Consider the following 13,334-nt stretch of genomic DNA (forward strand, 5'->3'; position numbering starts at 1 on the left):
ATGGTGGGGTAACGGCATATATTTTAAAATCTATAGCTCCTAAAGCGAAAACAATATGAAACAAAGACGAAATGACTTTATTTGTGAAAACAAGTAGAGTCATTTTTAAAAGATTAGAAAAGTATTTAAAAATTTACGATGAACACTGTACGATTTTATCCTTTTAACTTTGACCACTCTTATCATTTAAGCGAGAGGCTACGCGAAATCTTATGATTGAGTACTACTCCCTATTTTGATTGGAGCGCAAGGCGGCGACTCAAGCAGGATAGCTTGAGCTGAAGACCCCGCAGGAGCATAGCGAACGAGGAGGCTGAAGCCAAGCCTGCGGAAAGCGACCACTCGGAGCGGAAATTGCCGGCATATCTACGTTTCAGTCCCTTAAGGACCGGACATCTTTTTGCTCGGTTTTTCTTATTAACTAAAAGAGTGAAAGAATATTGTTTTAGGCTTTAAAACTTTGCTATGATAGATGTACATTGTCGAATTATGAAGGAGATTAACTTTTTATATGCAGAACTCAAATGAATTACAAATGATAAAAGAACAAAATGCTTTACTTGCAACGATTTTCCAACAGAATAATGATGATGAACGCTATCGTAAGTCTAAATTATTTGCAGGAAAATTAGAAAAAGGCACATTTACTATCGCTTTTGCAGGTCACTTTTCTGCAGGGAAATCTAGTATGATTAATGCCTTAGTTGATGAGCAAATACTGCCAACTAGCCCGATTCCAACCTCCGCAAATATTGTGACGGTTCAAAATACAGCAGAAAATTATGCTCTTGTTCACTTTGTGGATCAACCACCTGTTAGATTTTCAGGGGAGTATGATATTCAATTAGTAAAAAAATATTCAAAAGACGGAAGTAAAGTATCTCAAATTGAAATAGGACATGCTGGGTCTAATCTTCCCGAAGGAATTACTATAATGGATACTCCTGGAGTTGACTCGACTGATGATGCACATCGCGTTTCCACCGAATCTGCCCTTCATTTGGCAGATATTGTTTTCTATGTGATGGATTACAATCATGTTCAGTCTGAGTTAAACTTTCAATTTACAAAGCAATTACTTCATTATAATGAGAATGTATATTTAATCGTAAATCAGGTAGATAAGCACAGAGAAGAAGAACTACCATTTGCAGCTTATAAGCAATCTGTTACAGATGCATTTAAATCGTGGTCGGTTGATCCAAAAGGAATATTTTATACAAGCCTAAAAAATAAAGATTTCATACATAATGATTTTCCGCAAGTTCAACAAATCGTTACTAGTTCTATTGAAAATAAAGAGGATTACTATCTTACACTGGCCCAGACAACGCTAGAAAAGTTAAAAGATGAGCATTTACATTTTTTAGAGGATGAAAAAGCTACTTGTTTTGAAGCCTTTGAAAGTCAGCTAAGTGAAGAAGATTGGAATAATAAAGAGGATATCAAAGAACAATTGGAACTAGCTCAAACGCAAGTGAAACTTCAAGATGTTACGCTTTGGAGAAAAACATTTGAAGAACTTCGAAAAAACATACTTGAAAATGCTTCTATAATGACGTTTGAAATGCGTGAAGCTTTAAAGTCTTATGCAGAAAGTAAGCAACCTACTTTTAAAGTTGGATTTTTGGGTAGTAAAAAGAAAACTGAAGAAGAAAGACAAAGAAGACTTAACGAAATTATTAGCATGTTAGAAAAAATAATTTCTACCAATATAACTTCTCATATGAAATTGTTAATGAAACGTATGTTAAAAGATGTTTCCTTATTAACAGAAGAAAAAATCCATCAGATTGATGAAATTCAGTTTGCTATTTCTCCTAGTCTGATTGAAAATTCTCTTCACGAAGGTGCAAGTACGACTGGTAATGCGATTCTAAATTTCGCCAATCGAGTTACAGAAGCGGTAAATCGTTACTACATCAACCAAACAGATGTATGGAAAGAAGAAAATATACATTATATAGAAGAAAGCCCGTTGGAAGATGAGGACCAAATACTATCAAAAACAGCGGAGCTCAATGAAAAGAGACTAGCTATTCAATCATTGGAAGAAATAGATACACGAATAGAAACATTTGAAAAAAACGTCACTACTCCTTCGTTGCCAATTAGAAAAGACAGAGATAAATTATTAAAAAGCTGGGAACAAGAACGACTTCAATTTGAAGGTTCTATTACAGATTATGAAGAACAAGCGCATACTACGGAGCAACCTATTGTAAATGTAGCAAAGGAAGAAGAAGTAAAGGACGAAGAAGTTCTTCTCTCCGCGGAGGCAGTAGTGAGTCGTGCGAAAAGAATTGGTGAAGTATTAGCAGAATTACCTGCTTTTGAAGAAGCTGCTGCAACGATAAAAAGAAAAGCTTTACGAGTGGAAAATCAACAATTTACTATCGCGTTATTTGGTGCATTTAGTGCCGGGAAATCTAGTTTTTCGAATGCTTTAATGGGGGCAAATGTGCTACCGGTTTCACCAAACCCTACAACTGCAGCTATTAACAAAATTCATCCTGTGTCTGAAAATCATTTACATAATACTGCTGATGTAGTGTTGAAATCAGAGGGGCAAATTTTAGAAGATGTGAGTTATGCTTATGAGCAGCTTGGAATAACTGTCCATACATTAGAGGAAGCTTTTGAAAAAGCTAGTACGGTTATGCAAGAGAAGGTAGCTGAAGAGGTACACAAATCATTCGTTACTGCATTTTATAAAGGGTATCCAACATTTAAAGGGCAATTTGGAAATGTTCTGCATGTTTCTGGAGATGAATTTGGCCAATTTGTAGCGGATGAATCGAAAAGCTGTTTTGTAGATTTTATTGATTTTTATTATGATTGTGAATTAACGAGACTAGGTGTGACATTAGTAGATACACCTGGAGCAGATTCGATTAATGCGAGACATACCGGAGTAGCTTTTGACTATATTCGTAACGCTGATGCTGTATTGTTTGTTACTTATTTCAACCATGCATTTTCAAAAGCAGACCGTGAGTTTTTAATACAGCTGGGAAGAGTAAAAGATGCCTTCGAGTTGGATAAAATGTTCTTTGTTGTTAATGCTATCGATTTGGCAGATTCAGAAGAGGAGGCCAATTTAGTAAAACAATACGTCCAGGACGAACTGCAACGTTTTGGTATTCGTTTCCCAAGAGTTTACGGGGTATCTAGTTTACAAGGGTTAAAAGAGAAACTCGATGGATTATCATTGCATGAAGGAATGCAACAGTTTGAAGAATCTTTTCATCATTTTCTTGAAAAGGATCTGAAGCAAATCTCAATATCTGCTCTTGAAGAGGAAGCAACTCGTCAACAATCGAAACTACTTGGCTTAATAGAACAGACGGAAGTAAATCTGGCCCGAAAAGACCAACGTCTAGTCGAGCTTCGAAATCAAGAACAAAATATTCGTAAACGCTATACAAATTCTAAATACACACAGATTGCAAAAGATGCTAACCAGGAGCTAGATACACTACTCTATTACGTATTACAACGTGTATATTATCGTTTCAATGAGTTCTTTAAAGAGGCATATAATCCATCATTATTTGCAAATAAATCCGCAACAATTGCATTGGACATTGCTTTAAAGGATATTCTTAAAATGATACGTTTTGATATCGAACAAGAAATGCGGGTCTCCAATTTCCGTATATTGCAATATATTCAGCAACAAATCCTGCAATTAGAAAAAGAAGAAATACGCGTACTAAAAGATTTGAATACAAGTTTTACATTTAGTCCACATGAAGTAACCGAGAGAGAATTACTAGATTTTGTAGGACCATTTGAAAGCATTACTAAATATGAACATGTAAAATCCTATTTTAAAAATTCCAAGAGCTTTTTTGAGAATAATGAAAAAGAAAAATTACGTGATACTTTATCTGATGAAACCAAAGTGGAGGCAGATCAATACCTATCGAATGAAAAAGAACGTTTAGGAAAATGGATAGAACAATACTCGGATATTGAATCGGAGGCACTACGTTTAAAGTTACTACAAGAATCGATTACGCAAATTGATGCGGAACGAAAATTATTAGAGCAGGAACAAACACTTCACTTGTGGAAGTCAGTATATGCGCGACTATAAAGGAGGGCTTAAATGGTAAAAGTGTTTATTGAATTAGGAGAGATTTTAGAGAATAATCCCCGTTTTATCGATACTCGCTTTGATCTTGGTGAAAAAAGTGCGGGTCGTCAAATGTATAACAAGGGACATATAGAAGGTGCAATATATTGGGATTTGGAAGAAGATTTATCAGATATGGGCAGTCAAGATGGTCGTCATCCAATGATTTCGAAGGAACAAATGACAAGACTGGTTCAGCAAGCTGGTTTAAAATTAGATGATTATATTGTAATTTATGATCAAGGAGCGACTCCTTTTGCGTTACGTGCCTATTTCTTATTGGAGTGGGCAGGATTTAAACATATATATGTATCCCGTTCCGGCTACGAAGAGTTGAAGGGCAAGTTACCAGTTTCTAACATGGAGTCTGTCCTACCACATACTTCAACAATCCCTGAATGGAACAACGATAAGTTACTGACAATGGCTGAAGTAAGGAAAGTTGTAGCGCAGGAAAAAGAGGGTCAATTAATAGATGCAAGATCAAATGTACGCTATAAAGGTGAAAGTGAACCAATCGATTCAATTGCTGGGCATATCCCTTCAGCTATAAACTTTGACTGGGAGCAACTGAAGAAAAACGGGAAATTCCTAGAGCAGAAAGAATTAAAGAAAAAGTTAAGTCAATTAGCTCCAATTGACAAACCTGTGATAGCTTATTGTGGTAGTGGCGTTACAGCTGCGCCTTTGTATGGTTGTCTGAAAGAGGCGGGCTATGAAAATGTTCAGCTATATGTTGGTAGCTACAGTGATTGGATTAGAGAAAATGAAGTAGAAATAGATATGACACAAGCATAATTATATCTTTTTAACCTTTTTTCCAGTATAATAAGTTGTCTTGGGTAAATAACTATAGTATAATAGGCAAATTGTATACGCATGAAATGAGGGCTTATAATGAAAAAATCTATATATGGTCTAACAAGAGATCAGTTAATCGAATGGCTAATGGGTCAAGGCCAAAAAAAATTCCGCGCAGAGCAAGTTTGGGACTGGTTGTACATTAAACGTGTACAAAGCTTTGCAGAAATGACCAATGTAAACAAGGAATGTCTTCAGATTTTGGAAGAAAATTTTGTTATACAGACGTTAAAGGAAAGTGTTAAGCAAGAATCTGCAGATGGCACAATTAAGTTCTTATTTGAAATGCAAGATGGTAATTTAATCGAAACTGTACTAATGCGCTTTAAATATGGTCTTTCAGTGTGTGTGACGACGCAGGTAGGGTGTAATATTGGATGTAGTTTCTGTGCAAGTGGATTACTTAAAAAGAGCCGTGACCTTGACGCAGGAGAAATTGTGGAACAAATCATGAAGGTGCAATTCCATTTGGACCAAATTCAAAAGGAAGAACGTGTCAGCCATATCGTTGTTATGGGTATCGGGGAGCCGTTTGATAACTATAAAAACTTGATGAACTTCCTACGTACTGTAAATGATCAAAAAGGACTTGCTATTGGTGCTCGTCATATTACAGTATCAACAAGTGGTCTTGCTAAGAAAATTATGGATTTTGCGGAAGAGGATCTTCAAGTAAATCTTGCAGTTTCATTGCATGCTCCTAATGATGAGCTTCGCTCGAGAATTATGGTTATTAATAAGGCATTCCCTATTGAAAAAGTAATGGCAGCTGTAGATTATTATTTAGAGAAGAAAAATCGTCGTATTACTTTTGAATATATACTACTCAAAGATGTAAATGACCATGTAGAAGAGGCACTTCAACTTGCTAAACTTCTAGAAAACAAACGTCATCTTTCGTATGTGAACTTAATCCCATACAATCCAGTAGATGAGCATGGTCAGTATCAACGAAGTGATGAAAAATCGATTAGTGCTTTCTTCCAAACATTGAAAAACAAAGGGATTAATTGTGGTGTTCGTATGGAGCAAGGTAGTGATATCGACGCTGCATGTGGTCAATTAAGAAGTAAACAAATTAAAAAAGATAAAGTAAAAGTAAACAATTAAATTGTGCATGAATGAAAAAACGCATTAGCCATTATGGCTATGCGTTTTTTTATCGTCTTTTTCAGGTAAATCATCAATTGTATGCTTAAATGCGTACCCTTTATTAATAGTGAAAATAGTGAGACCTAATACTATTAAGAAAATAAAAATACTAATAATAATTACAGTAGTCATTTATATACCTCCTAATTCGGATTATTAGTTATATCATAGCAGATATTTTAATATACATCGTAAGGGTTCTAACTTTAAAGGCAATAAGTAAAAAAATAAGGCTATGTTAAAGTTAATGCTAGATTTTGTATAGAAAAAGGCGAGCTTGGAAAAACACTTTTAAGCTCACCTTTTTCTGTTATTTCTTTGGCTGTTTCAAAATAATTTTTTCTTTACCTTCCCAAGATGAACAAGAGAAAAAGTAACATAGCTTATTTTTTAATTCGAATATTCCTCATGTAAACATAAAGTTCTATACCTAGCATAAAGAGCGTTGCAACTAAGAATCCAATCATAAAAATTTCATGTAAAAGAGCAAAATACGCTATATAAATTACAATAGCTATTAAAAATAAAATAACTAAAAGATGAAACTTTACTGCTTTTTGATTATTCAAGATTTGCTTTTTTATATTACTGTTACCTTTAATCAAATTGTCTAAGCTAATATTCATTTCATCGCTTAATAAAATTAAATTTTCAATATCTTGGGCACCTTTTTCTTGTTCCCATTTTGAAATAGCCTGTCTAGTAATTCCAATTTTATTTGCCAATTGTTCTTGGCTTAAATTATTTCTTTTACGATAATCTAAAATCGATTTCCCAATTTTCATTTTTATCATTCCTTTCTAAATTTGATATCACCACCATATCAAATTTTTTTCTGTGGCAAAAGAAACCAATGATTTCAAGTTCGCAACGCTTCGTTGCAATCAAATGAAACTTACGATTTCTTTACTGAATACGTATGCAAACCGAAAAGAAGTTGCAAAAATCCATTTATGTTACTTAAACTAACTAACCTGCTTAGTTAGTTTAAGTAACACTTTCACAAACCTGTACCTATTCTTCGTAATCATTAACGACTATCAACCTTTTTCTTTAGACCCAAACTAAAAGCATACAAATTAAATTAATTAATAATTCATAATGTTATTGACTATTATTCTTATCCGGTGTAACATTGCTTTATCGTAATACTTTAGCGAGTTGAATCACTGATGTATTGAATGTAAATTGGGGGTATTAAAGATGGGAAAAACAAAGAAAAAGTTTGGTATGGTATTATCCGCTGCTGTTTTACTATTAGCTGCATGTGGTACAGATGATTCTGCTGCAACAAAATCCACTTCTACAAAGTCTGACGATAAAGAAGTATTTAAAATAGGTGTTACTCAAATTGTAGAACATCCATCATTAAATGCAGCTTACGAAGGATTTCAAAAAGCCATTGAGGATGCAGGACTCGAGGTCGAATATCAATATGAGAATGCTCAAAATGATAATAGTTTAAACTCAACTATTGCTAATAATCTAGTAAACTCAGGAGCCGATTTAATATTTGCCAATTCAACACCTAGTGCTCAAGCAGTTGCGGCTCTTACAGAGGACATTCCAATTGTATTTACTTCTGTAACTAACGCTGTTGATGCTGAACTTGTAGATTCAATGGAAAGCCCAGGTGGAAATGTAACTGGAACAGTTGATACACAACCTGATGCGATTCCAAATACTATTGCATTTTTGAAAAATGAGTTAGGTGCAAAGAATGTTGGTATGGTATTTAATGCAGGAGAGCAAAATTCACGTTCATCTGTAGATGCAGTAAAAGAAGAAATGGCCAAAGTTGGTCTAAATGTAGTAGAAGCTTCCGTTTCAACATCAGCTGAAGTGAAGCAAGCAACTGAATCTTTAATAGGGAAAGTTGACTCCTTATATATCATCACTGACAATACGGTTGTTTCAGCTCTTGAATCCGTAGTAGATGTTGCTAATGAGCATAAGTTACCGATGATGGTAGGTGAGTTCGATTCTGTTAAACGTGGCGGATTAGGAGCATATGGCTTTGAATTTTATGATATCGGTTATGAAGCTGGAGAAATGGCTGTTAAAATCTTGAAGGGTGAAAGTAAACCAGCTGATTTGGCCGTTCAATATCCACAAAATTTGAAATTTATTTTAAACAAAGATACTGTTGATGCCCTTGGAATAGAAGTAAAAGATGAATGGGAATCAGAATTTGCGGAATAGATAGGAGTTTGATGTTTTATGTTTACAGCAATCTTTGGGTCAGTTGAGCAAGGGTTTATATATGCACTTATGGCTCTCGGTGTTTATTTGACCTTCCGAGTGTTGGATTTTCCTGATTTGACGGTTGATGGAAGCTTTGTAACAGGAGCAGGAACAGCAGCGGCGATGATAGTGTTAGGCTATCATCCTGCTATTGCAACACTCGTTGCTATATTTGCAGGATTCCTAGCAGGATGTATGACAGGGATTTTACACACGAAAGGGAAGATTAATCCACTACTGTCGGGAATATTAATGATGATTGCTTTGTATTCCATCAATTTGAGGATAATGGGTTTTACAATTGAGAATTCTGTAGGAAGACCTAATATCCCTTTGATGAATGAAGGAACTATATTTAGCCAGTTTTTCAGTTGGTGGGGAAGCTTAGGTATAGATGATACTATTAATGGATTCTTAACTTCTTTAGGTGTTCAATATGTTCCTAAAACTTGGGGGACACTAGTAATTGTAGCTATTTTAATAGTTATAATAAAATTTATTTTTGATTGGTTCTTAAAAACGGAAGTTGGTTTAGCAATTCGTGCAACCGGTGATAACAAGAAAATGATTCGCAGTTTTTCAGCAAATACAGATACGCTTGTCATATTAGGATTAGGTATTTCCAATGCCCTTGTTGCATTTTCTGGAGCTTTAATTGCTCAGTATACAAAAGCTGCTGATATAGGGTTGGGTATTGGAATGATAGTAATCGGACTTGCCTCCGTCATAATAGGAGAAGCAATTTTCGGTACGAAAACAATCGTTAGAACAACTATTGCTGTAATCACTGGTGCTATCATTTATCGTATCGTTTTAGCATTAGCGCTTCGCGTAGAATTCTTGGATGCAGGAGATATGAAGCTAATTACTGCATTTATCGTAATTGTAGCACTCATTTTACCTCAGTTCTTCGAAAAACGACGTGAAAAGAGCAGGAAAGCAAAACGACATGCATTGCGTGAATCGGAAGTCTTAGCTCTTAATAGAAGTAAGGAGAGTGAGAACCTTGCTTAAATTAAATAATATTAACAAAGTTTTCAATGAGAGTACTGCAGATGAGAAAATTGCATTAGATCGTATAAATTTAACGCTAAATGTTGGTGACTTTGTTACCGTTATTGGAAGTAATGGTGCGGGTAAATCTACCATGTTAAATATGGTTTCTGGGGCATTGACTCCCGACTTTGGCCAAATTTATATTAATGGAGAAGAAGTGACAAAATTACCCGAATTTAAACGATCCAAGTTGATAGGAAGAGTGTTTCAAGATCCAATGTCTGGTACTGCACCAACCATGACAATTGAGGAAAACTTAGCAATTGCCTATTCTAGAAATAAAAAAAGAAGCTTGAAAATTGGAGTTGATAAACAGAGGAAAGAACTTTTCCTTCACTCACTTGAAAGTTTGCATTTAAATCTTGAAAACCGATTAAACGCTAAAGTTGGACTGCTTTCAGGTGGAGAAAGGCAGGCATTATCATTGTTAATGGCTACATTTACAAAGCCTTCTATATTATTGCTAGATGAGCATACAGCTGCCTTAGATCCTTCTCGAGCAGAACTAATAACAAATTTGACCGAAAAGCTTGTAAAAAAAGATAATCTAACCACTTTAATGGTTACTCATAATATGCAGCAAGCATTAGACTTAGGTAATCGTTTGATCATGATGGATAAAGGACAAATAATATTAGAGGTTGGGGAAGAAGAGAAGAAACACTTAACCATTGAAAAGCTAATGCAAGAGTTCCAACGTATTCGTGGCCAAAAGTTAACAAGTGATCGAGCATTATTATCGTCCTAAACAACAAAAAGAGCAGCCATGGGTTGCTCTTTTTGTCTGTTTAATGAGTCACGAATAGATAGACGTTTCCTTTTCGTAAGTATTGTTCAGTTGGTGCCATTCTAGAGGGTTTTTAACTATATAAAAAGTGGTTAGTAGTAACCTAAGTTACTACTAACCACTCTGTGAGTAAAGCTATGTTATTAAGTGGATATATTAAGCCATTGCAGCTTCGATATTGCCCCACGGAATTTCCATTGCTTCTGCAAGACCTTGTCCGTATGCAGGATCTGCTTTATAGCAGTGAATGATGTGACGAATCTTAATGAATTCCTCTACGCCGTCCATATTGCGTGTTGTGTTATCAAAAAGAACTTGTTGGTCTTCTGGACTCATCAATCTGAATAGTTTACCTGGTTGCTCATAGTAGTTATCATCATCTTCACGGAATTCCCAAATTCCAGCATCTCCATGAAGTGGTAAACGTGGCTCAGTGTATTGAGGTTGAGTTTTCCATTTTCCATAACTATTTGGCTCATAAGGTAATGTTCCACCTAAGTTACCATCCACACGCATTGCTCCGTCTCTATGGAAAGAGTGTACCGGGCATTTTGGTGTGTTAACTGGAATTTGATGATGATTTACACCTAAACGGTAGCGTTGTGCATCACCATAAGAGAATAGACGACCTTGTAACATTCTGTCTGGAGAGAAGCTAATACCAGGTACAACGTTAGCTGGTGTGAAAGCTGCTTGCTCTACTTCAGCAAAATAGTTTTCAGGGTTACGGTTAAGTTCCCATTCTCCAACTTCAATTAGAGGGAAGTCTTTTTTATACCAAACTTTTGTCAGGTCGAATGGATTGTAAGGCATGTTGTTAGCTTGTTCTTCTGTCATTACCTGAATGTACATTTTCCATTTCGGGAAATTGCCTTCTTCGATATTATCGTATAGGTCACGTTGGTGACTTTCACGGTCCACACCAACAACTTCAACTGCTTCTTGATCAGTTAAGTTTTCAATGCCTTGTTGTGAGCGCATATGGAATTTAACCCAAACGCGTTCATTGTTAGCATTGATCATACTGAATGTATGGCTACCAAATCCGTGCATTGTACGGTAAGATTTTGGAAGTCCTCTGTCACTCATTACGATAGTCACTTGGTGAAGTGCTTCCGGTAATGATGTCCAGAAATCCCAGTTGCTATTTGCACTGCGCATACCAGTACGTGGATCACGTTTAATAGCGTGATTTAAATCTGGGAAGTTAAGTGGGTCACGGAAGAAGAATACAGGAGTGTTGTTACCAACTAAATCCCAGTTACCTTGCTCTGTGTAGAAACGCATAGAGAATCCACGGATATCACGTTCAGCATCTGCTGCTCCACGTTCACCAGCTACTGTGGAGAAACGAACGAACATTTCAGTTTCTTTACCGATTTCTGAGAAAAGAGCTGCTGAAGTATATTGTGTAATGTCATGAGTAACAGTAAATTTACCGTAAGCACCAGATCCTTTTGCATGCATACGACGCTCAGGAATTACTTCTCTATCAAAATGTGCTAGTTTTTCTAATAACCATACATCTTGTAATAATAATGGGCCACGTGGTCCAGCTGATTGCGAGTTTTGATTGTCTACTACAGGCGCGCCCGCTGCAGTTGTCATTTTGTTATTGTTGTTGTTTTGATTTTCTGACATTCAATTTCCCCCTAGATTAGAATATTTATAATACAAGAATCATTATATCAAACAGATTAAAATATTGCTAGAATAGAGGTGTGAAGATTTTTAAAAACTTTATATTAGTATATTAAAAAATGTAACATCAAACGCTATAAACGTTGATGTTACACAGGCTTTTATCATATAAGTAATTCAAATAGAGTGCTATCTTTATTTACTTCTTTGTAAGAAAACCCATTCTCATTCATACGATAAAGAATACCAGAATAGTCTTCTTTGTTTTTCAATTCGATGCCCACAAGTGCAGGTCCACTTTCTTTGTTATTTTTTTTAGTATATTCAAAAGTGGTAATATCATCATTTGGTCCAAGAACCGTATCCAGGAATTGACGTAATGCTCCTGCTCTTTGAGGGAATTTGACGATGAAATAATATAGTAACTCTTCATAGATTAATGATTTTTCTTTAATCTCTTGCATACGCCCAATATCATTATTACCCCCACTTATGACGCAAACTACAGTTTTCCCTTTGATTTCTTCGCTATAAAAGTCCAATGCTGCTACGGATAGAGCACCAGCAGGTTCAGCGATAATTGCATGCTTGTTGTATAAATCTAATATCGTCGTACAAACTTTTCCTTCCGGTACAAGAACAATATCATCCACGTACTTTTTGCTTAGTTCATAAGAGAGATTACCAACACATTTTACCGCTGCTCCATCTACAAATTTATCTATTAAATCTAGCTTAATTGGACCTCCGTTTTGGAAAGCAGCCTGCATACTTGCAGCTCCCTCAGGTTCAACCCCAATTACTTTGGTGAAAGGAGAGACATTCTTTATATAAGTAGATAGTCCAGATATTAAGCCACCACCACCAATGCTACCAAACAAATAATCTATAGGAACATCAATATCATTCATTATTTCTACAGCAACAGTTGCTTGACCCGCAATGATATCCGGATCATCGAATGGGTGGATGAAAATTCTATCCTCCGTATCTGCATAAGCCGTTGCACTTTCTGCGGAATCATCAAATGTATCACCGGCTAGAATGATTTCCACAAATTCACGACCAAACATTCTCACTTGATCAATTTTTTGTGAGGGCGTGGTTAAAGGCATGAAAACCTTTGCGATGATACCGAGTTGTGCACATGCGTAAGCGACACCTTGTGCGTGGTTACCAGCACTTGCACAAACTACTCCTTTTTCCCTTGCTTCTGTCTCAATTGTTTTAATCTTATAGTAAGCCCCACGTAATTTAAAAGAGCGGACATGTTGTAAATCCTCTCGTTTGAAATAAATAGTTGCTCCATACTTTTCTGATAAATACTCGTTTTTTTGTAAGGGAGTATGATAGACGACATCTTTTAAAAACTGATGTGCAATTAGGACATTCTCCACTTGTATTGATTTCGTATCTGTTAATTGCATAAGGCGGTATACCTCCAATTTCATA

The 13,334-nt window shown here is 35.8% G+C and carries 10 protein-coding genes; 6 read left to right on the forward strand and 4 right to left on the reverse strand.

Going from position 1 to position 13,334, the window contains the following annotated elements; all coding sequences use genetic code 11:
• Positions 1 to 511 precede the first annotated feature (511 nt).
• From MKX39_RS07885 to rlmN, 3 genes are all read left to right on the forward strand, one after another.
• On the forward strand, positions 512 to 4,102 hold the full coding sequence (locus tag MKX39_RS07885) for a dynamin family protein (RefSeq protein ID WP_340769020.1): 3,591 nt from the start codon (positions 512 to 514) through the stop codon (positions 4,100 to 4,102).
• 12 nt (positions 4,103 to 4,114) lie between these two features.
• Positions 4,115 to 4,939 carry a sulfurtransferase gene (locus MKX39_RS07890; RefSeq protein WP_340769022.1) on the forward strand — a complete coding sequence of 275 codons (825 nt, stop codon included), beginning with the start codon at positions 4,115 to 4,117 and terminating at the stop codon, positions 4,937 to 4,939.
• 99 nt (positions 4,940 to 5,038) lie between these two features.
• Positions 5,039 to 6,112 carry a 23S rRNA (adenine(2503)-C(2))-methyltransferase RlmN gene (gene rlmN / locus MKX39_RS07895; protein ID WP_340762138.1) on the forward strand — a complete coding sequence of 358 codons (1,074 nt, stop codon included), beginning with the start codon at positions 5,039 to 5,041 and terminating at the stop codon, positions 6,110 to 6,112.
• Between the two features lie 24 nt (positions 6,113 to 6,136).
• Here rlmN and ytzI read toward each other — a convergent pair whose 3' ends face one another.
• Both ytzI and MKX39_RS07905 read right to left on the reverse strand, forming a co-directional pair.
• Positions 6,137 to 6,286: a YtzI protein gene (gene ytzI / locus MKX39_RS07900; protein ID WP_094030739.1), complete on the reverse strand. Its 150-nt coding sequence runs from the start codon at positions 6,284 to 6,286 to the stop codon at positions 6,137 to 6,139.
• Between the two features lie 251 nt (positions 6,287 to 6,537).
• On the reverse strand, positions 6,538 to 6,939 hold the full coding sequence (locus MKX39_RS07905; protein WP_340769024.1) for a helix-turn-helix domain-containing protein: 402 nt from the start codon (positions 6,937 to 6,939) through the stop codon (positions 6,538 to 6,540).
• Positions 6,940 to 7,357: 418 nt separating this feature from the next.
• On the opposite strand from MKX39_RS07905, the gene MKX39_RS07910 reads away from it, so the two are divergent.
• The 3 genes from MKX39_RS07910 to MKX39_RS07920 are packed head-to-tail and all read left to right on the forward strand — an operon-like array spanning position 7,358 to position 10,202.
• On the forward strand, positions 7,358 to 8,356 hold the full coding sequence (locus MKX39_RS07910) for an ABC transporter substrate-binding protein (protein WP_340769026.1): 999 nt from the start codon (positions 7,358 to 7,360) through the stop codon (positions 8,354 to 8,356).
• Positions 8,357 to 8,374: 18 nt separating this feature from the next.
• Positions 8,375 to 9,412 carry an ABC transporter permease gene (locus MKX39_RS07915; protein WP_340762141.1) on the forward strand — a complete coding sequence of 346 codons (1,038 nt, stop codon included), beginning with the start codon at positions 8,375 to 8,377 and terminating at the stop codon, positions 9,410 to 9,412.
• The gene (locus MKX39_RS07920; RefSeq protein ID WP_340769027.1) at positions 9,405 to 10,202 is read left to right on the forward strand and encodes an ABC transporter ATP-binding protein; all 798 of its coding nucleotides are present in this window, start codon (positions 9,405 to 9,407) and stop codon (positions 10,200 to 10,202) included. Before MKX39_RS07915 ends, MKX39_RS07920 begins: the two co-directional genes overlap by 8 nt.
• A gap of 195 nt (positions 10,203 to 10,397) precedes the next feature.
• Here MKX39_RS07920 and MKX39_RS07925 read toward each other — a convergent pair whose 3' ends face one another.
• Both MKX39_RS07925 and ilvA read right to left on the reverse strand, forming a co-directional pair.
• On the reverse strand, positions 10,398 to 11,882 hold the full coding sequence (locus MKX39_RS07925; RefSeq protein WP_093534569.1) for a catalase: 1,485 nt from the start codon (positions 11,880 to 11,882) through the stop codon (positions 10,398 to 10,400).
• Between the two features lie 164 nt (positions 11,883 to 12,046).
• A complete protein-coding gene (ilvA, locus tag MKX39_RS07930) occupies positions 12,047 to 13,309 on the reverse strand; it encodes a threonine ammonia-lyase IlvA (RefSeq protein WP_340769029.1) in 1,263 nt (420 codons plus the stop codon).
• Positions 13,310 to 13,334 lie beyond the last annotated feature (25 nt).

The sequence above is a fragment of the Psychrobacillus sp. FSL K6-1464 genome (genome assembly GCF_038003145.1).
GTDB lineage: Bacteria > Bacillota > Bacilli > Bacillales_A > Planococcaceae > Psychrobacillus > Psychrobacillus psychrotolerans.